The organism is Burkholderia sp. Bp8998 (genome assembly GCF_003854235.1).
Lineage (GTDB): Bacteria > Pseudomonadota > Gammaproteobacteria > Burkholderiales > Burkholderiaceae > Burkholderia.
The window spans coordinates 19,876-44,508 of record NZ_QTQF01000039.1 but is presented as its reverse complement, the minus strand read 5'-3'; the positions used below and the strand labels follow the sequence as shown (position 1 = coordinate 44,508).

22 protein-coding genes are annotated in these 24,633 nt (G+C 67.4%); 13 read left to right on the top strand and 9 right to left on the bottom strand.

Annotation, left to right across the window (positions count from 1 at the left end; genetic code table 11):
- Nucleotides 1-9 precede the first annotated feature (9 nt).
- The 6 genes from DIE06_RS29980 (at nucleotide 10) to DIE06_RS29955 (ending at nucleotide 5,848) form a co-directional block, all read left to right on the top strand.
- A complete protein-coding gene (locus DIE06_RS29980) occupies nucleotides 10-1,500 on the top strand; it encodes an aldehyde dehydrogenase (RefSeq protein ID WP_124664509.1) in 1,491 nt (496 codons plus the stop codon).
- Nucleotides 1,501-1,518: 18 nt separating this feature from the next.
- Entirely contained in the window at nucleotides 1,519-2,481 is a 963-nt protein-coding gene (locus DIE06_RS29975; RefSeq protein WP_124664508.1) for a VOC family protein, read from the top strand.
- On the top strand, nucleotides 2,478-3,722 hold the full coding sequence (locus DIE06_RS29970) for an NAD(P)/FAD-dependent oxidoreductase (protein ID WP_124664507.1): 1,245 nt from the start codon (nucleotides 2,478-2,480) through the stop codon (nucleotides 3,720-3,722). Before DIE06_RS29975 ends, DIE06_RS29970 begins: the two co-directional genes overlap by 4 nt.
- Before the next feature lie 38 nt (nucleotides 3,723-3,760).
- Entirely contained in the window at nucleotides 3,761-5,161 is a 1,401-nt protein-coding gene (locus DIE06_RS29965) for an MFS transporter (RefSeq protein ID WP_124664506.1), read from the top strand.
- A 6-nt stretch (nucleotides 5,162-5,167) separates the two neighbouring features.
- Nucleotides 5,168-5,326: a hypothetical protein gene (locus DIE06_RS29960; RefSeq protein ID WP_260433813.1), complete on the top strand. Its 159-nt coding sequence runs from the start codon at nucleotides 5,168-5,170 to the stop codon at nucleotides 5,324-5,326.
- 120 nt (nucleotides 5,327-5,446) lie between these two features.
- On the top strand, nucleotides 5,447-5,848 hold the full coding sequence (locus DIE06_RS29955) for a PPC domain-containing DNA-binding protein (RefSeq protein WP_124664505.1): 402 nt from the start codon (nucleotides 5,447-5,449) through the stop codon (nucleotides 5,846-5,848).
- Nucleotides 5,849-5,887: 39 nt separating this feature from the next.
- Here the strand turns inward: DIE06_RS29955 and DIE06_RS29950 are convergent, their stop codons facing one another.
- From DIE06_RS29950 to DIE06_RS29935, 4 genes are all read right to left on the bottom strand, one after another.
- Nucleotides 5,888-7,141 (bottom strand): DUF2252 family protein, encoded by a 1,254-nt coding sequence (locus tag DIE06_RS29950; RefSeq protein ID WP_124664540.1) that lies wholly within the window; start codon nucleotides 7,139-7,141, stop codon nucleotides 5,888-5,890.
- Between the two features lie 80 nt (nucleotides 7,142-7,221).
- Nucleotides 7,222-8,508: an NRAMP family divalent metal transporter gene (locus DIE06_RS29945; protein ID WP_124664504.1), complete on the bottom strand. Its 1,287-nt coding sequence runs from the start codon at nucleotides 8,506-8,508 to the stop codon at nucleotides 7,222-7,224.
- Nucleotides 8,509-8,916: 408 nt separating this feature from the next.
- Nucleotides 8,917-9,165, bottom strand: coding sequence for an adhesin (locus DIE06_RS29940; RefSeq protein ID WP_124614144.1), 249 nt, complete (start codon nucleotides 9,163-9,165; stop codon nucleotides 8,917-8,919).
- Nucleotides 9,166-9,833: 668 nt separating this feature from the next.
- Complete coding sequence (locus tag DIE06_RS29935) at nucleotides 9,834-10,268, bottom strand: universal stress protein (RefSeq protein WP_124664539.1); 435 nt, start codon at nucleotides 10,266-10,268, stop codon at nucleotides 9,834-9,836.
- Nucleotides 10,269-10,665: 397 nt separating this feature from the next.
- On the opposite strand from DIE06_RS29935, the gene DIE06_RS29930 reads away from it, so the two are divergent.
- The 6 genes from DIE06_RS29930 (at nucleotide 10,666) to DIE06_RS29905 (ending at nucleotide 15,551) form a co-directional block, all read left to right on the top strand.
- Nucleotides 10,666-12,150: an amidase gene (locus tag DIE06_RS29930; protein ID WP_124664503.1), complete on the top strand. Its 1,485-nt coding sequence runs from the start codon at nucleotides 10,666-10,668 to the stop codon at nucleotides 12,148-12,150.
- A gap of 254 nt (nucleotides 12,151-12,404) precedes the next feature.
- Nucleotides 12,405-13,097, top strand: a complete 693-nt coding sequence (locus DIE06_RS29925) for a hypothetical protein (RefSeq protein ID WP_124664502.1) — start codon at nucleotides 12,405-12,407, stop codon at nucleotides 13,095-13,097.
- A gap of 119 nt (nucleotides 13,098-13,216) precedes the next feature.
- Nucleotides 13,217-14,050, top strand: coding sequence for an arylamine N-acetyltransferase (locus DIE06_RS29920; RefSeq protein WP_124664501.1), 834 nt, complete (start codon nucleotides 13,217-13,219; stop codon nucleotides 14,048-14,050).
- 101 nt (nucleotides 14,051-14,151) lie between these two features.
- Nucleotides 14,152-14,328, top strand: a complete 177-nt coding sequence (locus DIE06_RS29915; RefSeq protein ID WP_124664500.1) for a ribbon-helix-helix domain-containing protein — start codon at nucleotides 14,152-14,154, stop codon at nucleotides 14,326-14,328.
- 1 nt (nucleotide 14,329) lies between these two features.
- Nucleotides 14,330-14,680, top strand: a complete 351-nt coding sequence (locus DIE06_RS29910) for a glyoxalase/bleomycin resistance/extradiol dioxygenase family protein (protein WP_124664499.1) — start codon at nucleotides 14,330-14,332, stop codon at nucleotides 14,678-14,680.
- Between the two features lie 10 nt (nucleotides 14,681-14,690).
- Nucleotides 14,691-15,551: a class I SAM-dependent methyltransferase gene (locus tag DIE06_RS29905; RefSeq protein WP_124664498.1), complete on the top strand. Its 861-nt coding sequence runs from the start codon at nucleotides 14,691-14,693 to the stop codon at nucleotides 15,549-15,551.
- Nucleotides 15,552-15,566: 15 nt separating this feature from the next.
- Here DIE06_RS29905 and DIE06_RS29900 read toward each other — a convergent pair whose 3' ends face one another.
- The 5 genes from DIE06_RS29900 to DIE06_RS29880 form a co-directional block, all read right to left on the bottom strand.
- Nucleotides 15,567-20,408 (bottom strand): NAD-glutamate dehydrogenase, encoded by a 4,842-nt coding sequence (locus DIE06_RS29900; protein WP_124664497.1) that lies wholly within the window; start codon nucleotides 20,406-20,408, stop codon nucleotides 15,567-15,569.
- A 162-nt stretch (nucleotides 20,409-20,570) separates the two neighbouring features.
- On the bottom strand, nucleotides 20,571-20,792 hold the full coding sequence (locus tag DIE06_RS29895) for a hypothetical protein (protein ID WP_124664496.1): 222 nt from the start codon (nucleotides 20,790-20,792) through the stop codon (nucleotides 20,571-20,573).
- Between the two features lie 105 nt (nucleotides 20,793-20,897).
- Complete coding sequence (locus DIE06_RS29890) at nucleotides 20,898-21,086, bottom strand: 4-oxalocrotonate tautomerase (protein ID WP_124664495.1); 189 nt, start codon at nucleotides 21,084-21,086, stop codon at nucleotides 20,898-20,900.
- Between the two features lie 49 nt (nucleotides 21,087-21,135).
- Entirely contained in the window at nucleotides 21,136-21,912 is a 777-nt protein-coding gene (locus DIE06_RS29885) for a class II aldolase/adducin family protein (RefSeq protein ID WP_124664494.1), read from the bottom strand.
- Nucleotides 21,887-22,780, bottom strand: a complete 894-nt coding sequence (locus DIE06_RS29880; RefSeq protein WP_124664493.1) for an urea transporter — start codon at nucleotides 22,778-22,780, stop codon at nucleotides 21,887-21,889. The genes DIE06_RS29885 and DIE06_RS29880 overlap by 26 nt, the downstream gene beginning before the upstream one ends.
- A gap of 275 nt (nucleotides 22,781-23,055) precedes the next feature.
- On the opposite strand from DIE06_RS29880, the gene DIE06_RS29875 reads away from it, so the two are divergent.
- Nucleotides 23,056-24,600, top strand: coding sequence for a Fic family protein (locus DIE06_RS29875; protein WP_124664492.1), 1,545 nt, complete (start codon nucleotides 23,056-23,058; stop codon nucleotides 24,598-24,600).
- Nucleotides 24,601-24,633 lie beyond the last annotated feature (33 nt).

The following is a 24,633-nucleotide window of genomic DNA, read 5'->3' as shown; positions in this document are numbered from 1 at the left end:
ACTTGTGACATGACTCCATTCGATACGAGCCTCGTACCCAACGGCGACATCCTGATCGGCGGCGAGTGGCGGCGCGGCCGCGGCGCACCTTACGCGAGCATCTATCCGGCCGACCAGTCGCTGAACATGGAGGTCTCGACGGCGGACGCGCAAGACGCGGCCGAAGCCGTCGCGGCCGCCGACGCGGCGTGGCGTCGCGCCGACTGGGCCGGCCTCAAGCCGCACCAGCGCGCGCTGGTGCTGTACCGGATCGCCGACCTGATCATGCAGCGTCACGAGGCGCTCGCGAACCTGCAGCGCCGCGACAACGGCAAGCCGATCGGCGAGACGCGCGTGCTGGTGGCGAGCGCGGCCAACACGTTCCGCTATTTCGCGGCCTGCCTGGAAACGCTCGACGAGGAACTGACGCCGTCGCGCGGCGATTACCTGACGATGAGCGTGCACGAGCCGATCGGCGTGATCGCGGCGATCACGCCGTGGAATTCGCCGATTGCATCCGACGCGCAGAAGCTGGCTCCGGCGCTCGCCGGCGGCAACGCGGTGGTGCTCAAGCCGGCCGAGGTCACGCCGCTCGTGTCGCTCGCGCTGGCCCGCATCTGCGAGGAAGCCGGCGTGCCGAAGGGCGTGCTGAGCGTGCTGCCGGGCAAGGGCTCGGTGATCGGCGACGTGCTGGTGCGTCATCCGCTCGTGAAGAAGGTGTCGTTTACCGGCGGCACCGAGGTGGGCCGCGGCATCGCGCGCATCGCGGCGGAAAAGCTGATGCCCGTGTCGCTGGAACTCGGCGGCAAGTCGCCGACGATCGTGTTCGACGACGCGGATCTCGATCACGCGGTCAACGGCGTGCTGTACGGCATCTTCAGCTCGTCGGGCGAGGCGTGCATCGCGGGTTCGCGCCTGTTCGTGCAGCGCGCGGTGTACGGCGAATTCATGCAGCGGCTGGTGGCCGGCGCACGCAAGCTGCGCGTCGGCGACCCGACGCGGCCCGACACGCAGATGGGCCCGCTGATCACCGCGAAGCATCGCGAATCGGTGGAGCGCTACGTCGCGCTCGGGCTGGAGGAAGGCGGCCGCCTGCTGTGCGGCGGCGAGCGGCCGTCGGGCGACGGGCGCGAGGACGGCTTCTTCTATCAGCCGACGATTCTCGAAGGCTTGTCGAACAGCGCGCGCATCTGCCAGGAAGAAATCTTCGGGCCGGTGCTGGTGGCGATGCCGTTCGACGACGAAGCGTCGCTGATCGCGCAGGCCAACGACAGCGTGTTCGGCCTCGCCGCGGGCATCTGGACGCGCGACTACAAGCGCGCATGGCGCATCGCGCGCGCGCTCGAGACGGGCACCGTCTGGATCAACACGTACAAGCTGTTTTCGATCTCCACGCCGTTCTCGGGCTGGAAGGAGAGCGGGATGGGCCGCGAGAAGGGCCGTCTCGGCATCCGCGAGTACATGCAGCAGAAGAGCCTCTACTGGGGCTTGAACGACGCGCCGCTGCCGTGGGCGAACTGAGCGAAGGGGAATGACGCAATGAGCATCTTGGGTATCGAGCAGATCACGTACGGTGTCGACGACCTCGCGACGTGCCGGCGCTTTTTCGCCGACTGGGGCTTGAAGGAAGTCGCGCACGACGACACGCGCGCACGCTTCGAGACGATGAACGGCTGCACCGTGCTGGTCGTCAAGGCCGACGATCCGTCGCTGCCGCCCGCGTTCGAGGCGGGCCCGACGCTGCGTGAAGTCACGTGGGGCGTCGCGACGCAGCAGGAAGTCGATGCGCTGCGCACGAAGCTGGCCGGCCAGCCCGGCTATTACGCGCAGGACGATGCGGTCGGCTGCATCGATCCGAACGGGATGGCGATCCGCATCGAGGTGACGCGCAAGCGCGCACTCGACATTACCGGTTCGCCGTCGAACGTGTGGGGCCGGACGATGCGGGTCGACCAGCCGAGCCCGATCTATGCGCGCGCGGAGCCGGTCGAGGTCGGGCACGTGGTGTTCTTCACGAACTGCCTCGACGCGCAGGAGACGTTCTATCACGAACTGCTCGGCTTCGAGACGTCGGATCGCTATCCGGGCCGCGGCGCGTTCATGCGCTGCGCACCGCACGGTGGCCACCACGACCTGTTCCTGCTCGCGCTGCCGAACGGTAAACGCGGCCTGAACCACGTCGCATTTACCGTGCGCGACATCCACGAAGTGTTCGGCGGCGGCATGCACATCGACCGCTGCGGCTGGGAAACGCAACTCGGCCCGGGTCGTCACCCGGTGTCGTCCGCGTATTTCTGGTACTTCCAGAACCCGGCCGGCGCACTGATCGAGTACTACGCGGACGAGGACGTGCTGACGCCCGAGTGGCAGCCGCGCGAATTCGAACCGGGCCCGACCGTGTTCGCCGAATGGGCCGTCGACGGCGGCCTCGACGGCAACACGCGCCGGCAGAAGAACGCGAAGGCGCCGGAAGGCAAGTTCATGACGGAGCGCAAATCGTGAACGAAGCAAACACGCAGGAATCGGCCGCGCCGGGCACGGTCGTCGTGATCGGCGGCGGCCAGGCTGCCGGCTGGGTGCTGAAGACGCTGCGCGCGGAAGGGTTCGCCGGCCGCCTCGTGATGATCGCCGACGAGCCGCACCTGCCGTACGAGCGTCCGCCGCTGTCGAAGGCCGTGCTGGCCGGCGACGCCGACATCGAAACGGTGCGCGTCGTGCGCCCGGACGAATTCGACGCGCTGAACGTCGAGGCGTGGCAGCCGGAACGCGCGGCGTCGATCGACCGCGCGCGCCGCGTGGTGACGACCGAAAGCGGCCGCGAGATCGAATACGACCGTCTCGTGATCGCGACCGGTGGCACGTCGCGCCGCTTGCCGGATGCGATCGTGAGGACGCCGAACCTGCATTACCTGCGCACGCTCGACGAAGCGGCCGCGCTCGGCGAGAAGCTGCGTGCGAGCCAACGTGTGCTCGTGATCGGCGGCGGCTGGATCGGCCTCGAGGTCGCGGCGACCGCGCGCAAGCTCGGCGTCGAAGCGGTCGTCGTCGAAGGCGCGCCGCGGCTGTGCGGCCGATCGGTGCCGCAGATCGTGTCGGACTTCCTGCTCGACCTGCACCGTACGAACGGTGTCGACGTGCGGCTCGGCGCGGCGCTCGCATCGCTCGACGCGCAGCCGGACGATGCATCGAAGGTGCGCGCGACGCTCGCCGACGGCACGACGATCGACGCCGATTTCGCGGTGGCCGGCATCGGCCTCGCGCTGAACGCGACGCTGGCGAGCGACGCGGGGCTGGCGATCGACGACGGCATCGTGGTCGACGAATTCGGTGCGACCAGCGACCCGGCGATCTTCGCGTGTGGTGACGTCGCGAACCATCACAACGGCTGGCTGAAGCGGCGCGTGCGGCTCGAATCGTGGGCGAACGCGCAGAACCAGGCGATCGCGGCCGCGAAGGCCGTGCTCGGCGTGCGTGCGCCGTATGCGGAAATTCCGTGGTTCTGGTCCGATCAGTACGACGTGAACCTGCAGATCCTCGGCGATCTGCCGGCCGATGCGCAGCTCGTCGTGCGCGGCGATCTCGCCGCGCGCCGCGCGACGCTGTTTTTCCTTGGCGACGGGCATGTGAGAGGTGTCATCGCCATCAACAACGCACGCGAGCTGAAGCTCGCGCGCAAGTGGATGAACCAGGGCCGGGCAGTGGACACGGAAGCCCTGGCGGACACGACCAAAGCGCTTGCCTGACCGGCCAAGACCGCCACAAGATCCAGGAGACACCCCGCATGAGCACTTTCGACAACGTCGTGGCCGGCAGGGCCACGATGGAAGCTGCCGCCTCCACGCCCGGCGCGATCATCGCGCGGCTCGAGCGGCTTCCGGCCAACGCGATGCAGATCCGCGCGCGCGTGCTGATCGGCACCGCGACGTTCTTCGACGGCTTCGACGTGATCACGATCGCGGCGACGCTGCCGCTGCTGATTCACAAGTGGGGGCTGTCGCCGACGCAGATCGGCATGCTGATCGCGTCCGGCGCGATCGGCCAGCTGATCGGCGCATTCCTGTTTCCCGCGCTCGCGGAGAAGCATGGCCGCGTGAAGGCGATCGCATGGAGTTCCGCCGTGATCGGCATCACCAGCATCGCGTGCGGCTTCGCGCCGACGTTCGAGGTGTTCGTGCTGCTGCGAATCCTGCAGGGGATCGGTCTCGGCGGCGAACTGCCGGTCGCGGCCACCTACATCAACGAGATCACGCGCGCACACGGCCGCGGCCGTTTCGTGCTGTTGTATGAAATCGTGTTCCCGATCGGCCTCTTGGTGTCGATGGCGCTCGGCGCGTGGCTCGTGCCGCGGTTCGGCTGGGAAATCATGTACTTCGTCGGCGGGCTGCCGCTGATCCTCGCGCTGGTGCTCACGCATCTCGTGCCGGAATCGCCGCGCTGGCTCGCGTCGCGCGGGCGGCTCCCGGAAGCCGGGCGCGCGGTCGGCGTGTTCGAAGCGTCGGTGCGCGGTGAGCTGCCGCCGGTCACGCAGGTGGCCGCGTACGACGAGATGGTCCGCCAGCACCCGAAGCGCCGGATGAGCGACCTGTTCAGCGCCGCGTATCGCAAGCGCACGCTCGCGGTGGCGACGCTGTGGGCGACCTGCGGGTTCATCCAGTACGGGCTGTCCACGTGGCTGCCGACGATCTACAAGAACTTCTATCACGCGCCGCTGCAGCTCGCGCTGAATCTCGCGGTGATCGGTTCGGTGATGGGCGTGCTCGGTTCGCTCGCGTCCGCGCTGCTGGTCGACAAGCTCGGCCGCAAGCCGGTGATCGTCTGGTCGTTCGTGCTGTGCGCGCTGTCGCTGGCGCTCGCGGGCTTCTATCACGCGTCGTCGGTGTACGTCGTCGCGATCTTCTGCTCGCTGTCGCTGGGGCTGATGGCATCGGGCTTCATCACCGCATACGTCTATACGCCGGAACAGTATCCGACGAGCATTCGCGCGTCGGGCTGCGGGCTCGGCAGCGCGTGGCTGAAGATCGCGTCGTTCGCGGCGCCGATGATCGTGCCGCACGCGATCATCGGCGGCAATCTCGGGCCGGCGTTCTACCTGATCGGCATCGTGCCGCTGATCGCGGCCGTGACCGTTCATCTCGTCGGGATCGAGACGAAGGGGAAGGTGCTCGAAGCGCTGGAAGCATAAGCGCGGTTGGCCGTAACGGTTGACGTGGAAGGCCCGGACGATGTCGAGGTGCTCCCGGATGTCTACGTATGCGGGCCGCCGCCACTCGTCGAGGGCGCGCGGGAAGTGGCCGTCGCCGCCGGTACCCCGGATGCGCAGTTCGCGAGCGAGCGGTTCACGGCGTGAGGCGAGCGCCGCGCGTTGCGGAGACGCGGGCGCGGCGTTTCGTCTGGCAAGGGACTTGCCGGATTGCCCGGCCGAACGTACGCTTTGTCGGAACCCAGGCCCACCAGCAGGTTATCGACCATGCAAGCCCATCCTTTGCGCCTTTCCCCCGGCGACGATCTGCGCGCGTCGATCGAGCAGGCGTTGCGTCGGCTCGACGCACGAGCGGCATTCGTGATCCAGGGGATCGGCAGCCTGACCGTCGCGCAATTGCGCTTTGCCGGGGTCGACGCACCGACCGAGCTGCGCGGCGACCTCGAGATCCTGACGCTGGCCGGTTCGGTCTCGCCGGACGGCGCGCATCTGCATATGTCGGTGTCCGACGCACACGGCCGTGTGTCGGGCGGGCACGTCGCGAGCGGCTGCGTGGTGCGCACGACCGCGGAGATCCTGCTCGTGCTGTTGCCCGCGCATCGTTTCTCCCGTGAACCCGACGCAGGCACCGGGTTCAACGAGCTGGTGATTCATCCGGACGCACGCTGATCGCGCGCACTGCCTGCGGCGCATGATCGGTGCGTCGATTCAGCGAACCGCGTTGCCGAGCACATGGCGCCGGCAATGTTCGAGATACGCCTCTTCATGTGCGGCCATCAGTTCGATGATGCTTCGCCACAGCCAGGAAGGCGCGTCGACGGTCTTCGGACGCTGGCGACGCAACTCGGCGCGCCACGCGCGTTGCGTCGTGCCGTCCATCTGCGCGGCATGCGCGCGACCAACCACCAGAGCAAGGTACCGTGCGGCTTCGACCGCATCGGCCTCCGACAGTCGTTCCGCTTCCAGTTTCAGATCCTGCGGCATCAGTTCGCGAATGATGACGGAGCGCCCGTCGAGGCGCGCGGCGCACATCCGGCTTCCCAGCATCGGCGACACGTGCCGCGCGCCTTCGAGCACCCGTTGTGCAGCGTCGCGCGGCATGCGCACGCCGGGATACTTCGGCGCCTTGGCGAGCGCGGCCTCCTTGATGTCGACCAGGCAGGGCGGATGGCCTGCAGAACATGCGTCGTCGATATCGAGCATGACCGCGAAGCGGAGCCGTCCGAGCGAGCTGCAACCCTTTACCCAATAGGCGGCGTCGAGCACCTTCATTCGGGCGTCGCCATGTGCCGCGCGGCTCAGTGCAGCGCTGATCGGGGAAACCGGTGCGGATTCGAACAGTGAATGAATGGCGCTCCGCTCCCGTTCCGACAGCGGCCAGAAGCGCTTGCCGAGCGGAATGTGCGGCGTGACGTCCCTGAACGTCTGCCGGTCGAGTTTTCGCCACGAGCGGTGCAGCGCCGTCTTCATCGCGATCTTCACCGCGGTCGGCCGTTGCATGTGGCCGGCTTCGTCGCGGTGCCGGCTGTCGAACGCCAGTTCGTATCCGTTGATGAGCGCCTCGATCATCCGCCACGTGATGATGCCCGGCAGATCGGAGCTGCGCGCGGCGGTGGCGAGCGAGAACCCCAGACGCAGCACATCGTGAACGGGATTGCCGATCACGGTCTGGTCGAGATCGCGGATCTGCACGGCGACCTCGCCCGTCCTCGCCGCGACGGGCCCCAGATTGCCGAGATGGCAGTCGCCGCCGATCCATACCGCGGGGCCGTCGGGCAAGGTCCCGGATCGATGGTCCGCCAGCCATGCATAGAAGCGCTCGGCGCTGCCGCGCGTGTAGGTGTGTATCGAGCGCGCCATCTTGCGGCTGCGGAGGTTCGCGAGAATGTGCACGCGCTGGTCGCTGGCGGGCAGCCGTGCCGATCCTGCGGTTTTCCTGGCCACGATGCGTCCTCCTTCCATCCCGCGGCATGCGTGCCCGGTTTGCATGCGGCAGTGCGATGCCGGTCTATCCGGCGATGTGCGGCGCCGGCAGGGTGGGTTCAACCCGGCACAAGCACGCCTATCGCGGCGATCGCCATTGCGAGCGTCGCGAGCCAGCCGCCCCATGCCAGCGCGCCTGTGACGGCGAACTTGCCCATGATGCGCCGGCTGCCGGCCATCGACATCATCACGACCATGATCGGGGCGGCGGTCACGCCGTTGATGACCGCACTCCAGTAGAGCGCGCGGATCGGGTCGAAGTGCATGAACGTGATCGCCACGCCGCCGATGATCGCCAATGCGATGACCGCGTAGAACTCGGGCGCGACACCGAGCCGCAGCGCGAGGCTGTTGCGCCAGCGGAACGTGCCGGCGGCCGCATAGGCAGCCGATCCCGCGAGAACCGGCAGCGCCAGCAGGCCGGTGCCGATGATCCCGAGCGCGAACAAGACATAGGCGAAGTGCCCGGCGACGGGCTCGAGCGCCCGTGCGGCGTCGGCCGACGTCTTCACGTCGATGTGATGCAGGTTGAGTGTAGCCGCCGCGGTCAGCGTGATGAAGAACGCGATGACGTTCGATACGCCCATGCCGACCCAGGTATCGAAGCTGATTCGGCGCAATTGCACGGGTGCCTGATGCGGCACGTGTCGCAGTGGCCCCTGGTTCGGCACCGCTCGCAGCTCTTCGACTTCCTGCGACGCCTGCCAGAAGAACAGATACGGACTGATCGTGGTGCCGAGCACGGCAATGACCGTGGTCAGGTAAGCGGCGGTGAACTGGATATGCGGCCGCGCGATCGCTCGCCCGACCTCGCCCCACCGGACGGGCACGATCAGCGCCACCGCGACATACGCGAGCAGGACCAGCGCGATCCATTTGAGCAGGCGCGCGTAGCGGTCGTACGGCACGAAGATCTGCAGCACGGCCGACACGCCGCCCAGGCAGACGACATAGAGTTCTTGCGGACCGCGCAGCAGCAAGCCGACCGCCGCGCCCATTGCCGACAGGTCGGCAGCGATGTTGATCACGTTCGCGACGATCAGCAGCACGACGGTCGCATAGAGCAGCCATGGCGGATAGTGCGTGCGCATGTTCGATGCGAGGCCCTTGCCCGTCACGCGGCCGATGCGCGCGCTGACCAGCTGGATGGCCGTCATCAGCGGGTAGGTCAGCAACATCACCCAGAGCAGTTCGAATCCGAACTGCGCACCGGCCTGTGAGTACGTGCCGATGCCGGACGGGTCGTCGTCGGCGGCGCCGGTAACCAGGCCGGGGCCGAGGCGGCGGAGCCAGGGTGTCGCCGGCTGATGAGGTTGCGCCGGATCGAGGGACTCGTTGTCGTTCATGTTGGCGGCCCGTGGAGAGAGGGCAATCGAGCCGCAATCGGTGTGCCCGGCGGCCGGTTGGGTCGGCATCGACCGGACGATGCGTTTCCACCGCGCGGCGCAGCAGAAGGCCGCCTCGGGTGGCGCGTGGGAAGCGGGGGTATGGAAGGGCACGCACGGCGCGCCCGTGAATGAGCGCGACTGGCCCGGGGTAGCGATGGACGTTGCCAGCGCCATGACGAGAACGTGCTTGACGGGTTCTGGCGACTGCTCGTCGGTCGCGCCGAGCGTTGGCTCGATCGCGTATTGCCGGTTACCGGCGCGTCAATGGCGACGGCGCGAAGCGCAACCGACGGAAAGTGTTCGTGGCGACCGTCTTGCGGTCAAGCAATGCGGCATGAGGACAACCGGCACTGCGTCCGTTCGACCTCAACGGGCCGCCATCGCGACATCCTGATTGCCGCGCCCGGTCACCAGGCAGCCGGACATGAACGCCTCGCTCTGGCTGCTGGCGGCCGCGTTGCCGAAGCCCCGGCTGAGTGCGTCGTATTTCACCTGCTCGGCGCCCTGCGAGCACGCCGTCGGGCTGGCGTCGCGGCCTTGCGCGTGCAGCAGCGCCCGATCGCCGATCAGGTAGGCCAGCAGCGCGAAAAAAGCGATGTGTACCACTCGTCTCATGATTCGTCTCCTCGTTGCTCAAGCGTAACGCGGACACGTTTCGGGAAGCACTTGGGGCTTCCCCCGGTAAACGTCTGCTGAAATGGCGCTCGGCCGGGGTGATCGCGTCCCGTTTTTTCACGCGAACGAGCAAAGAGGCGGCGGCCGGCCGCATCGGCGCGCGATTGACGCGAGTTTGACGAATGTCAGGGTTGGAGCAGGGCGAGACGGCCGCATCGCCGGTCAAATCGATACCATCAATGCATGTTTTAACGGAACGCGATGTGCGGCGAGCGATGAGCGCACCGGTTCCGGGTGAAGCGGGTATGTGTTGAACATCGCTATAAAAATAGTGAGGAATCCAAATGCTTAACGTCTCTTCCGTCCTGATCAGCATGGCGCCGCTGTGGGTAATTCTGCTGGGCGCGTCTTCGTTGGCGACCTATCTCGTCTTCGTGCGCAAGGTCATCCAGTAAGCATGCCGGCGCTGCGCGAAGGCGCACGTATGCGCGTTGCAGCGTTCGTACATGGCACAGGACGGCATTGCGTCGTGCAGGACACATCGTTGCGTCGACCCAGATGAAACGACTCGCCGAAGCGGGCCACGACGACCTCGTCGCACGTGTGCGCATCGAGGTTTCCGGCGCGGTGCCGCACGACGAGACGGCGGCCCGGCTGCGGTCAGCCGCTTATCGCACCGCCGTCACCGGCACATTCGAGATTCGCACGAGCCGGTCCATCACGCTGCGACGGAACATCGACAGCATCGCGTGAAACGGATCGTGCCGCGGCGCGACGACGACGATTTCGTCGCAGCCCGTCTCGGCCGCGACGGCCGCGATCGTGTCGGCCACCGGCCCGACCTTTTTCACGATGCTGTATCGGACACCGGCCTCCCGCAACACCCGCTCGGCCATCGCCAGATCGTCGCACGCGAACTTGTCCTCGATCGACTGGAGCCGCGACAGCGGGTGAAACGCCTCGAGCCGCGTCGCTTCGAGCGGCGCCTGGACATTGATCAGCACGATCTCCGATGCGCACCGTTCGCGATACAGGAAGGTCGCGTGGCGGACCGCCTGCAGCGAGCGGGGCGAATGACCGACCGGAACCAGCAGCTTGAGCATGAAAGATGCCCTCGTCATCGAGAGGTTTCCAGCGTAGCGCGCGGCTGGATCGCTCGACCTAAAGAGATCGGGCGGCCGCGTAAAAATGTCGTCAACGTGTGCCGCCTAGTTTCGCGCCTATTAGAAATATAAGAAATTTAAGTTTATGCGCATAAACGTTTTCACCGATCGGGCGGGCAGTGGCGCGACGCGGGCCATCCAGCGGTGGCGCGCCACCCCGATTCAGTCGAATCCTCAATGAATCGCGGCGGAAAATATCGGAGGTCGGCCCTTCGGCCTCGCGTAGAGTAGTGCATCGGCCGCGGCGCGGCCGCCTCCCGGCGCCTTCCGGGCCGTTCGGGACGGATCGCCGCCCCCATGCGGCCCGCCATTCCATTTCGATTCCAGGAGACCTCGCATGCCGCACGGCGCCCCGCAGCTGCTCGCCCCCGCTTCCATCACCGTCGACCCGATCGTGCGCCTGCCGGCCGGCGAACTCGCGTCGGCGATCCGCAGCAAGGCGGTCTCGTGCGTCGAGACGATGCGCGCGTATCTCGATCACATCGAGCGCGTAAACGGGGCGGTGAACGCGCTGATTTCGCTGCGCGATCGCGCCACGCTGCTCGCCGAAGCCGCGGAGAAGGACGCCGAGCTGGCCCGCGGCGAGTACCGCGGCTGGCTGCACGGGATGCCGCAGGCGCCGAAGGATCTCGCGATGACGAAAGGGTTGCGGACGACCTACGGCTCGCCGATCTTCCGCGATAACGTGCCGCAGGCCGATTCGGTCGGCGTCGGCCGGATGCGCGCGGCGGGCGCGATCTTCATCGGCAAGACCAACACGCCGGAGTTCGGGCTCGGCTCGCATACGTTCAATGAAGTCCACGGCGCGACGCGCAATCCGTACGATCTGACGAAGAGCGCGGGCGGCAGCAGCGGCGGTACGGCGGCGGCGCTCGCGGCGCGCATGCTGCCGGTCGCGGACGGCAGCGACTTCGGCGGTTCGCTGCGCAATCCGGCCGCGTTCTGCAACATCTACGGGTTCCGTCCGTCGCAGGGCCGCGTGCCGCGCTGGCCGGCCGTCGACGTGTTCATGCAGCAGCTCGGCATCGAAGGGCCGATGGGCCGCACGGTCGGCGACGTCGCGCAGTTGCTCGCGATCCAGGCCGGCTACGACCCGAACGATCCGCTGTCGCTCGCGGAAGATCCGGCGGTGTTCGCGAAGCCGCTCGACAAGGACCTGCGCGGCGAGCGTATCGCGTGGGTCGGCGACTGGAACGGCTATCTCGCGACCGAGCCGGGCGTGCTCGCGCAGTGCGAAAAGGGCCTGGCGACGCTGCGCGAGATCGGCTGCGACGTCGATGTGGCGCTGCCCGCGTTCGCGCCCGAGCGGATCTGGCGCCTGTGGCTCGCGCATCGGCACCTGCTGTCCGGCGGCGGGCTGCTCGCGCACTATCGCGACCCGGCACGGCGTGCGCTGCTGAAGCCCGAGGCGATCTACGAGGTCGAAGGGCTGCTCGCGATGCAGGGCGCCGCGGTGTTCGACGCCAGCATCGAGCGCACCGCGTGGCACCAGGCCGTGCTGAGCTTCATCGATCGCTACGACTTCATCGCGGCGCCGACCGCGCAGGTGTTCCCGTTCGACGTGGAGCAGCGCTGGCCGACGGAAATCGCGGGACGCACGATGGACACCTACCACCGCTGGATGGAAACGGTCGTGCCGTGGACGCTGGCCGGCTGCCCGGTGATCAGCGTGCCGGTCGGCTTCAACGACGCGGGGCTGCCGATGGGGATGCAGTTGATCGGCCGGCCGCGCGCGGATCTCGCGGTGCTGCAGCTCGCGCGCGGCTACGAGCAGGCGGCCGACTGGGTCGGCCGGCGGCTGCCGGACTGGGTGGCTGAGTGACGTGCGGTGCGGTGCGGCGTCGATCCCCGGAACCCGGGAGATAAACGCATATTGATGCGGACCCGGAACGAATCCTGATGCGCGCCCGAGATCGCGCCGCAAACGCGGATGAATGCGCGCGGCGACGCGAGACGGCCGCGGAATTGCAAGCGGCCGCGGCGCGCGATTTCGTTTCGATGTGTTTCAGTCGTTGCGGCGGCGCGCGGCGCGCTTCGACAATATCGGCCTCAACGATTCGGGCACGAGGGAAACAGATGAAGCACATTCGCGCGACGGGCAAGCACCTGGCATCGGCGGGCATCGCATTCGGCATCCTGCTGGGCGTGAACGGCACCGCGCACGCGCAGCTCGACCTGCAGTCGATCGGAGCGGCGCTGCTCGGCGGCGGTCAGCAACAGGCCGCACCCGCGCAGGGCGGCGTCGCGCAGCTGATGCAGGCGTACGTCGGCGCGAACCAGCAGGTGCTGTCCGGCCAGTCGTCGCTCGCGTCGGCGATGGGGCTCACCGGCGCGGCCGGCCAGGCGCAGCAGGCCGCCAGCCTGCTCGGCGGCGGCAATGCGTTGACGCCGGCGGCGCTGTCGCAGATGGGCGGCGCGCAGCAGTCGGTGTCGCAGGCGCTCGGCCAGGCGTTCGCGAGCGGCGGTGCGACGCACGGCCCGATCGACAAGCAGGCGTTCAGCAATGGCCTGGCCTCGCTCGGCCAGGGCCTGACGCAGTACTCGCAGCTGCAGTCGGGGCTCGGCAATCTCGGTTCGACCAGCGCCGCATCGCTGCTGCAGGCGGGCCTGAATCCGCAGAACATGCAGGCCGCGTCGTATATCGCGCAAAGCGCGCCGGGCCAGTTGCAGTCGCTCGCGACGACGCTCAGCCAGGCCGTGCAGTTCGCGACGAGCCAGGGCATTTCGGTGCCGTCGGTCGCGTCGTCCGCGCTGAAGCTGCTGCCTTGACGCTGGCGGACCCGCGCGCCGCGGCGCCGGCAGCGCGCGGCGATCCGGGATGGCCCCACGCAACATGGGGATATCGCCCGATGCTATCGTGGCGTGTTCCCCGTTCCCGGTGCCGGTTCATGACTGACTCGTTCGACCTCTCGCGCTACTTCGCCCGCATCGGCTACGACGGCCCGGCCGAGCCGACGCTCGACGTGCTGCGCCGGCTGCATCTGCTGCACCCGCAGGCGATTCCATTTGAAAACCTCAATCCGCTGACCGGCGCGCGTGTCGCGCTCGACCTGCCCGCGATCGTCGACAAGGTGATCGGGCGGCGCCGCGGCGGCTACTGCTTCGAACTCAACAAGCTGTTCTACACCGCGCTCACGACGATCGGTTTTCGCGTGACGCCGCTGATCGCGCGCGTGCGCTGGATGCGGCCGCCCGAGGTCGTCACCGCGCAGACGCACATGCTGCTGCGCATCGATCTCGACGGCGCGGCGTGGCTCGCGGACATCGGCTTCGGCAGCGCGACGCTGACCGCGCCGCTGCGCTTCGTGCCGGACGAGCGGCAACTGACGCCGCACGGCGCGTTTCGCGTCGTCGGCGCGCCGACCGACGGCGAGTTCGACATGCAGTTCGAGATTCCCGACGGCTGGCAGACGACCTACCGCTTCTCGCTGAAGCGGGCCGAGTGGATCGATTACGACGCCGCGAACTGGTTCACGTCGACCTATCCCGAATCGATCTTCGTGAACGACCTGATCGCGTGCCGCGTGCTGCCGGACGGCCGCGCGGCGCTGTTCAACACCGTGCTGACGCTGCGCGACGCGGCGGGCGCGGGGCGCACCGTCACGTTCGACGACGCGGCCGCGTGGGGTGCGTGCCTGCGCGACACGATCGGCATCGATACGAGCGGCTTCGATCTCGACGTGCTGTTCGCGCGGGTGGCGGCACGGGCGAACACGATGTAGGTACGTTGCGAGCGGCGGTGCGGGCGGGCGTCGACGTCCGCGGCGTCGCCGATTGCGGATTCCAGTTTGACATTTGCTATTTTGCTAGCATACTAGCCTCCATGACCGACGAAGAAGTGAAGCAATTCAACGTGTACCTGCCGCTGAGCCTGATCCGGCAGGTCAAGCATCGCGCCATCGAAACGGAGCAGTCGCTGTCCGCGCTGGTGGCCGACGCATTGCGCGCGTATCTGGCCGCGCCGCAGCCGGGGGCGGGGCCGTCCATCAAGGAGGAATGACATGTCATCCGAGCGAATCGAAGCCGTGTACCTGACGACGCACAACTGGGGCAAGTCGGCGAAGTTCTTCCAGGCACTGGGCTTCACGCTGGAATTCGAAACCGACCACCAGTCGGGCCAGCTGAGAAGCGGCGATGGCCCGTTTCTGTTCATCGCCGAAGTGCCGGCCAGCGAGACGCCGGACATGCAGGTCGTGCTGAAGGTGCCCGACGAGCAGGCGGTCCGGCCGCAGCCGATCGTCGACGTGGTCACGCCGTTCGAGGATACGCACTGGGGCACGCGCGACATGACCGTGCGCGATCCGGACGGCCGCGTGTGGCGCCTGCAGGCGCCAGGCCAGCCGGGCGCGTGAGGCCACGGCGATGACCGACCTCCATCAGGACGCCCCCGACAGCACCGCCGCGCGCGTCGCGCTGTGGCGCGCGCTGCACGCCGAACTCGATGCGCCGCCGCACGTGCTCGCCGACGAAGTCGGCCTGCGCCTGCTCGCGCCGGCGCCGGGCTGGCAGCAGCGCGGCGACATGGATCCACGGTTCACGCGGCCGTTTCGCGCGTCGATCGTCGCGCGGGCGCGCTTCATCGAGGATCTCGTCGTCGAAGAGGCCGCGCGGGGCGTGAGCCAGTACGTGATCCTCGGCGCGGGCCTCGACAGCTTCGTGCAGCGCCGGCCCGAGATGGCGTCGCGCCTGACCGTCTTCGAGGTCGATCCGCCCGCGCCGCAGGCGTGGAAGCGCCGCCGGCTGACCGAGCTCGGTTTCGGCGTGCCGGACTGGCTGCGGTTCGTGCCGGTCGATTTCGAGCGGAAGCAAGCGTGGCGCGATGCGCTCGTGCGTGCGGGCTTCGATGCGGGCAAACCGGCGGTCGTGGTGTCCACCGGCGTCAGCATGTACCTGACGCGCGACGCGAACGCGGCGGCGCTGCGCGAAGTCGCGTCGCTAGCACCGGGCTCGACGTTCGCGATGACGTTCCTGCTGCCGCTGGAGCATGCCGATCCGGATGTACGCCCGGGGCTCGAGATGGCCGAGAAGGGCGCACGCGCGAGCGGCACGCCGTTCATCAGCTTCTTCATGCCGGCTGATATCCGCGCGCTTGCGATGGAAGCGGGTTTCACGCAGGCCGAGCATGTGTCGGCCGCGGAACTCACGCGCCGCTACTTCGCCGATCGTACCGACGGCCTGCGTCCGCCGAACAACGCGGAAGCGCTGCTCGTCGCGACGGTGTAGCCGCGCCGTTACCCGTCACGCGCGCTCCAGCACGGCCATTTCGCGCACGACCACGAGCAGCACCGCGAGGCTCGCGCCGCCTGACGCACGCAGGTCGGCGAGCAGATGCTCGTAGCGCTGCAGCGCGGCTTCGCGGCGTTCGCGCCACGGTTGGACGATCGACTCGGGCGCCGTCGCATCGGCCGATTCCGCGAGCGCGCTGGTGGTGAGTGTGCGCTTGAGCCGCGCGACTTCCGCGAGCGCGGCCGCGCGCGCCAGCATGTCCCAGTGCGTCGGGGTCGGCAGCGTGGCCGCGCGCTCGCCGATCCACCCGTAGTTCAGCAACGTGCCGAGCGAGAAATAGACGCCCGCGACCAGTTCGAGGCTGCGATCGCAGGTCGCGGCCACTTCGGCGATGTCGAGCAGCGCGGCCGAGATGTCCCCGCTCGCGACGCGCACCGCGAGCGCGCTGTCGACGCCGGCTTCGACCAGCACGCGCTGCCGCTCGGACAGCGCTGCCAGATCGTCGGCCGGCAGCAGCGACGGCAATTGCGGCGCGATGCGCTGCACCGCGTCGCGGCAGCGTGCGATCAATCCGGCGACGCCGCCGTTGGCCACCGTGCCCGACTGCAACTGCCGCAGGAACCATAGCGCCGCGCGCTCCAGCAGCCGCGCGACGTCGACGAACATGCGCGCCTGCACGTCGTCGGCGACGCGGTTGTCGAGCGCATCGATGTCGCGCCACACCGCATCGAGATCGAACACGTCGCGCGCCATGATGCATGCGCGCACGATGTCGCCCGGCTGCGCGTCGGTTTCTTCCATCAGCCGGTGCACGAACGCGCAGCCGACCCGGTTGACGAGCGCGTTGGTCAGGTGCGTCGCCAGAATCTCGCGGCGCAGCGGGTGGCGATGCATCGGTTCGCTGAAGCGCTGTTGCAGCGGCTTCGGGAAATAGTCGACGAGCATCGCGGCGACGAGCGGATCCTCGGGCACGTCGGATTCGAGCAGCGCGTCGTACAGCCACATCTTGCTGTACGCGAGCAGCACCGCGCGTTCCGGCGACGTGAGGCCCTGTTTCGCGGCTTGCCGCTCGGCGATCTCGTCGTCGGTCGGCAGGAACTCGATCACGCGGTTCAGGCGGCCCGCCCGTTCGAGCCAGCGCATCAGGCGTGCCTCGGCGTCGAGCAGTTCGACGCTGTAGCGGCCCGCGATCGACAGCGCCTGTGTCTGGTAGTAGTTGTCGCGCAGCACGAGCAGCCCGACTTCATCGGTCATTTCCGCGAGCAGGGCGTTGCGCTGCTTCTCGGTCATCTCGCCGTCGGTGACGACGAGCCCGAGCAGGATCTTGATGTTGACTTCGTGATCCGAACAATCGACGCCGGCCGAGTTGTCGATCGCGTCGGTGTTGATGCGCCCGCCGCGCTGCGCGAACTCGATGCGGCCGAACTGCGTGCAGCCGAGGTTGCCGCCTTCGCCGACGACCTTGCAGCGCAGGTCCGCGCCGTTCACGCGCACCGCATCGTTCGCGCGATCGCCGACCTGCTGGTGAGTTTCGCGCGCGGCCTTCACGTAGGTGCCGATGCCGCCGTTGTACAGCAGGTCGACCGGCGCCTGCAGGATCGCGCGGATCAGCTCGGTCGGCGGCAGCGCGTGCGCGTCGATGCCGAGCGCGGCCTGCACGGCCGGCGACAGCGGGATCGTCTTCGCGGTGCGCGGGTAGACGCCGCCGCCAGCCGAGATCACGGAGGTGTCGTAGTCGGCCCAGCTCGAACGTTCGAGCGCGAACATCCGCTGGCGCTCCGCGAAGCTCGTCGCCGGGTCGGGGTTCGGGTCGAGGAACACGTGCCGGTGATCGAACGCCGCGACGAGCCGGATATGCGGCGACAGCAGCATTCCGTTGCCGAACACGTCGCCCGACATGTCGCCGACGCCGACCACGGTGAAGTCGGTCGCCTGCGTATCGACACCCATCTCGCGGAAGTGCCGCTTCACCGATTCCCACGCGCCGCGCGCGGTGATCGCCATCTTCTTGTGGTCGTAGCCGACCGAGCCGCCGGACGCGAACGCATCGTCGAGCCAGAAGCCGTATTCGTGCGAGATCGCGTTCGCGTAGTCGGAGAAGGTGGCCGTGCCCTTGTCGGCCGCGACGACGAGATACGGATCGTCGGGATCGTGCCGCACCACGTCGGGCGGCGGCACGATCGCGTTGCCGGCGAGATTGTCGGTCAGGTCGAGCAGGCCGCGCAGGAACGTCTGGTAGCACGCGATGCCTTCGCGCATCCACGCTTCGCGATCGCTCGGCGGCGGCGGGTTCTTCACGACGAAGCCGCCTTTCGAGCCGACCGGCACGATCACGACGTTCTTCACCATCTGCGCCTTCATCAGCCCGAGCACCTCGGTGCGGAAATCCTCGCGGCGGTCGGACCAGCGCAGCCCGCCGCGCGCGACGCGCCCACCGCGCAGGTGCACGCCCTCGACGCGCGGCGAGTACACCCAGATCTCGAACATCGGTTTCGGCTCGGGCAGGCCGGGCACCTTCGCCGGATTGAACTTGAACGACAGGTACGGCTTCGAGTCGCCATTGGCGTCGTGCAGGAAATAGTTGGTGCGCTCGGTCGCGTTGATCACGCCGAGGAACTGGCGCAGGATCCGGTCCTCGTCGAGATTCGGCACCTGGTCGAGGGCGGCCTCGATTGCCTTCAGCAGGCGTTCGGCCTGTACGTCGCGCGTGCTGCCCGTGGCCGGGTCGAAGCGCACCAGGAACAGCTCGACGAGCTGCCGCGCGATCGCCGGGTTGCCGGTCAGCGCGCGCTCGATGTACGCGTCGCTGAACGTCGAGCCGACCTGCCGCAGGTATTTCGCATACGCGCGCAGGATCGTGACTTCGCGCGCGCTCAGGTGCGCGCGCAACACGAGGCGGTTGAAGTCGTCGTTCTCGATCCGGCCGCTCCAGATCCGGTCGAACGCATCCTCGAACAGGCCCTTCACGCGCTCGATGTCGAATTCGGTATCGTCGGCGAGTTCAAGGCCGAAATCGTGCACCCAGGCGGGCGCGGCATCCTGCGTCTGGATCCGGTACGGCCGCTCTTCGTCCACGCGCACGCCGAGATGTTCGAGCATCGGCAGGCTGCGCGACAACGCGATCGGGTCGCCCGCGCGATACACCTTGAAGCGGAACGCGCGCGCCTCGGCCTCGATCGGGCGGTAGAGGTTCATCGCGAGCTGGCCCGACGCCTTCACGCGCTCGATCAGCTCGATGTCGCGCACGGCCGTGCGCGCCGGATAGTCGTCGCGATAGCCGGCCGGGAACGAGTCCGCATAGCGCTGCAGCAGGCGGTTGCCTTGTTCTTCGCCGAAGGCGTCGAGCAGCGCGTCGGCGAGATCGTCCTGCCAGCGGCGCGCAACCTGCACGAGCCGCGTTTCGAGCTCGCGCGTGTCGACTTCCGGCATCGTGCCCGGCTCCGCATGCACGACGAAGTGGATGCGCGCGATCGCCGATTCCGACAGCAACGGCGTGAACTCGACGTTGACGCCGTTGTACGCGTCGACGAGCAGCTTCGCGATGCGGCGGCGCAGGTCGGTGTTGTACTTGTCGCGCGGCACGAACGCGAGGCACGAAACGAAGCGGTCGAAGCGGTCGCGCCGCACGAACAGGCGCGTGCGCTGGTGTTCCTGCAGCCGCAGGATGCCGAGCGCGATGTCGTAGAGCTGGTCCTCGTCGGCCTGGAACAGTTCGTCGCGCGGATAGGTTTCGAGCACCGTCACCAGCGACTTGCCGAGATGTCCCTTCGGCAAGAAGCCCGCGCGCTGCACGATGTTCGCGCATTTGCGGCGCACGATCGGGATCTCGGTGTACGAGCCGAAATAGGCGGTCGACGTATAGAGCCCGATGAAGCGCCGCTCGCCCGCCACCTTGCCGTCGGGGCCGACGAGCTTCACGCCGACGTAGTCGAGATAGCCGGGCCGGTGCACGGTCGCGCGCGAATTCGCCTTGGTCACGAAGATCGGCCAGGGGCCGGTGATGATCTCGGCGGCGGCCGGCGGCAGCGGCGTCACGTCCGACGCGCCGGGCAGGCGCAGCGATTCGCGCAGCAGGCCGAAGCCCGAGCCTTCGACGCCGCGCAGGCCGAAGCCGGTGCCGTCCGATACCAGCGAGTAGTCGCGCTGGCCGAGGAACGTGAAGTGATCGGCGGCCATCCATTCGAGGAACGCGCGCGCCTCGATGTCTTCCGCGGTGGATTCGCGGGCTTTCATGTCCTTGATCGTCGCACGCACGATGTCGACGATCTTCGGCCAGTCCTCGACCGACGCGCGCACGTCGCCGAGCACGCGCGCGATGTCGTCGCGCAGCGTGTCGAGCAGCGCGGCATCGCCGCAGCGGTCGACTTCGAAATGGATGAACGATGCGAGCTGCGACCGGCCGTCGTCGGGCGTCGCGCCGCCGGCGTCGACGCGCTCGATGGCGCCGTCGCGACCGCGCCAGATGCGGAACACCGGGTGCAGCGCGGAGTGCAGCGCGAGCCCGAGGCGGTTGACGGCCATCGTCACCGAATCGACGAGGAACGGCATGTCGTCGTTGACGATCTCGATTACCGTATGGTCCGAGTGCCAGCCGTGCTGTTCGAGGATCGGGTTGTACACGCGCAGCCGCTCGCTGCCGGGCACGAATTTCTGGGCGGTCTGCCAGTGCGCCATCGCGGCGCCGTACAGGTCGGCGATGCTGCGATTCTGCAGATCATCGGCGTCGCCGAAATCGTAGTAATGACGCAGCAAAGGTTCGACGATTCGGAACGTGGCTTCGGGCAGGCGCCCGCGCGCGAATTCGACGACATCGGAGAGCAGGTGTGCGACGACTTCTTCGTTCTTCGCTTCCATGGCGGTCTCCTGGTCGGGTGGCCATTGGCTGCTGCGTAGTGTGTTCGGCATTATGCGCCGATTGATGCGCCGATTGCGTGACGGCGCGATGTGCGGGCGCACAACGCGGCGCGGGGCAGGGAGGCCGCCTGCAACGCGCATGCCCGGCATTGCAGGAGAAGGTCAGGCGAGGTCCGGCGGCTTCAGGTCGGGGTGCCGTGCGTAGAGCGGATCCATGAAGTCGACCAGCATCGTGGTCAATTCGTGCGACACGAATTCGCGACAGGCGACGAATTCGTGTTGCGGACAAGTCTGATCGACATGCCGAAGCGACTGGTCCCGTTGCGCGCCCATCGACAGGATCATGTCGATGGGCGCGGTGGCGATACGTTTGTCGTCGATCATGCGGTCTCCTTGGCGCGCCGCATCGTGCAGCGCGTTCGTCCAGATGTCACCGCAATTCGAACGCTCGTCGCCCGGCAGGTTCCGCCGGCGCCGAACGGGCCGGCATCAGCGCTCGTCGCTCCACAGCTTCCCGGCCGTCGCCCAGTTCTCCGTCTTCACGTCGGCGAGGATGATATCGACCGAGCCCGGGTCGCAGCCGAGCGTCTCGCACGTGACGCGCGTGATCGCTTCGACGAATGCGCGCTTCTGCTCGACCGTGCGGCCTTCGAACAACTGGATATTGAAAGTCGGCATGACTGAATGCTCCGAGGGTTGGGGGGAATTCGATGGGACGCCGGCGGCGTCAGTCACGATACGACGGATCGATCCGGTCGAGGCGGCGCAGCAGCGCCGGCCATTCCAGTTCGCCCTCGATCGCGCCGCCGTCGCGCAACTGCTCGGCGGTGCGGTCGGCGACGGCCGGCTCGGGCAGCACGAGCGGCCCGCCGCCGGCCTGCGCGCGCACCTGGATGTCGCACGCCTTGATCAGCGTATCCATCAGCACATATGCTTCGGCGACCGTCCGGCCGACCGTCAGCGTGCCGTGGTTGCGCAGCAGCATCGCGGATTTCGCGCCGAGGCTGGCGGTCAGTCGCGCGCCTTCGGCCGGCGAGAACGCGAGCGCCTCGTAGTCGTGATACGCGAGGTCGCCGAGAAACCGCAGCGCATGCTGCGACGCGGGCAGCAGTCCATCGCGCTGGATCGACACGGCGATGCCGGGCGTATTGTGCAGATGCATCACGCAGACGGCGTCAGGCCGCGCGGCGTGCACGGCCGCATGCAGCGCGAAGCCCGTCACGTTGACCGCGTGTTCGCTGTCGCCGATCCGGTTGCCGGCCAGGTCGATCTTCACGAGATTCGACGCGCGAACCTCGTCGAACGTCAGGCCGAACGGGTTGATCAGGAAATGGCCGGGTTCGCCCGGCACCGTCGCGGAAAGATGCGTGTAGATCAGGTCGTCCCAGCCGTTCAGTGCGACGAGGCGATACGCGGCGGCGAGATCGACGCGCAGCCGGCGCTCGGCGTCCGAGATCGGGCCGCCGGGTTTCACGGTGTCAGGACGGTGTGCGAATGACGACATCGGGTTCTCCGAGGGTAAGGCGGCGCGCGACGGCCACGGTGATCCACGACGCGAGCGCGAACGGCGCGGTGAGCGCGACGATGCCCGCCCGCATCGCGAGCCACTGGATCAGCGCGGCCAGTGCGGCGGCCGCGAGCGCGGCGCGCGCACCGCGCGACATCAGCGCGAGCGCGGCGAGTGCGCCGTTGAAGCCGAGCAGGCCGTCGGCGAATGCTGCACCGCTCGCGCCGAGCGCGATCAGCAATACGGTCGACACGATCGCACCGCCGAGTGCGAATGCGGCCGTGCGGCGCGACGCGATCGCGATGCCGGCGACGATCAGCACGCCGGCCCACGCGCCTTGCGCGAAGGCGGTCTGTGCGACGCCCGATAGAAGCGCGGCGGCGAACGTGTCGAGCAAGAGCGGTGCAGCCGGCGCGGTGCCGCTTGCGTGCTGCACCGCGACAAACGGCAGCCACAATGCGGTGGCGGCGAGGCACGGGCTCGAATACGGGCACTGGCGCCATTTCGCGAGCGCGGTGCGCATCGCACGCTGCACCAGCGCGGCGCCGATCGCGGCGAGCGGCACCAGCAAGAGCGCGGTGAGCGGGGTGGGGGCAAACAGCACGACCACCAGCGCGGCGAGCGCGCCATTGAAGCCGTGCAGCCCTTGTTCGACGTCCGGATGCGGCGCGCCGGTCAGTACGGCGGTCAGGGTGCCGGCGGCCGCGCCGACCAGTGCTGCGCACGCGAGCCGCAGGTCGGTCAGCGCCAGTGCGGCGACCAGCATCGCGCCGGTGAACGCGTTCGCCTGCAGCACGATTTGTCCGATGCCGCGCAGCAAAATGCGAAGGTCGATCGTCGGCGAAGCGATGCGGGTGTCAGGCATGGCGGCGGCAGAACAGGATGAGCCGCGAGCATAGGACACTCCGCGATGCACCGGAATAGGGAATTCTGGATAGTCGGGATTTGTGGCGGGATGCCCGGAAGTGGGGCGTGATCGATGGGTAGTCGGGATGCGTGTTAGCGTTTTCGCGGGATTGAGGCCATTTCTTAGCAAATTTGGATTTCGGTTATCATTTTTGCGCGAACTGATACGTTAGCGTTTTCGTGTACGATCGCGCAATTGTTAGTGTTTTCGGAATCTCGTTAGGGGATTTATCCATGAAAGTCGGTTTCAAGGCGCTGGTTGCTCGCTACGACATTACGCTGGCGCAGCCGCTGCGTGTTGCTTCGATCATTGGCAGCACACGTGCAAGCCGTGAAAGCGACGACCAAGTGGAAAACCGCTATCCGCCCAGTTATCGACCCACCGACGACTTTGCGGGTCATTTCGAGTTCGGACTGAAGTATGAAGAGCTTCACCTCGAGTTTTTTGCCCGCTTGTTTGCAGTCGTTGGACCGGAGCCGATTGAAAGCTGGTGCCGGAGCGCTCCGTTGGGCCAATACGCTCGACGCACGGGTTTCCTGTATGAATGGCTGACAGGCCAGCGTCTGGACGTACCGGACGTGCCGAACGGCGGCTATGTCAATGCGGTTTCTTCAACTGAATACCTTACCCGCACGGAGCCGCTTCGAAATCGCCGTTGGCGGGTGTACGACAACTTGCCGGGTACGCCTGCGTTTTGCCCGCTGGTTCGCCGAACTGCCGCGGTTCAGGAAGCCGTGCAGTTTGATTTGAGCGCGGCACTGAGCGAGTTGGACCGCGTCTTCGGGCCGGACATCCTGATGCGGACAGCCAGTTGGCTGACATTCAAGGAGTCGCGTGCAAGCTTTCTCATCGAGAAAGAGATCGATCAGGCGGACCGTATCCAGCGATTTGCGCATGTCATCGCGCAATACTGCGGCCGAATCGACGCTCCACTAAGCGCCTCAAGCCTGCATGCGCTGCAAGCCGGCATTCTGGGCCACGATGCGCTTGGGTTGGGGGTGCGCCGTTCACCGGTATTCGTGGGGCAGGCTACGATGCGCGAAGACATCGTGCATTACATTGCCCCGGCGTTCGAAGATGTGACGCCAATGCTGGCGGGGCTCGCCGAATTCGAGGCAGCAACGCGAGGCGCCGAGCCGCTGGCGCGTGCCGCGGCGTTGGCGTTCGGCTTCGTTTATATCCATCCGATGCGTGACGGCAACGGCCGGATTCATCGCTTCTTGATCAATGACTCACTGGTGCGGGACAAGGCGGTACCGGATGGCGTGATATTGCCGATCTCGGCAACCATCACGAGTTCGACGGAGTTTCGTGCCGGATACGATCGCACGCTCGAGGTGTTCTCCCGCTGCGTCATGCGGCGCTACGCAACGTCCTATCGGTTCGGAAAACTCGTGACCTATGAAGACGGAACGTGCAGCAATTTCGATTTCGACAGCTACGGAGATGCGCGTTTCGTCTGGCGCTATCCAGATCTGACAGCTCACGTTCTGTATACCGCGCGAGTCGTCGAGCACACGATTCGCACCGAGATGGCCGATGAGGCCAGGACGTTGGTCGTCTTTCAGCTCGCCCAGGAGCGCCTCAAGGAAGTTGTGGAGATGCCGAACCCGGATGCAGACCGGATCATTCGCTCCGTCAGGGAAAACGGCTGGCAAATTTCTCGCAAGCTCAAACAGCAGTATCCGCAGCTTGAGGATGAGCACAGAGCGGCGCGAGTCGTGGAAGCGATCCGATCAGCGTTCGAGGGTCCGGACATGGACGTCGAACACAAATGACATGTGCTGGACTCGCCGGCGCTAGCATTTTGG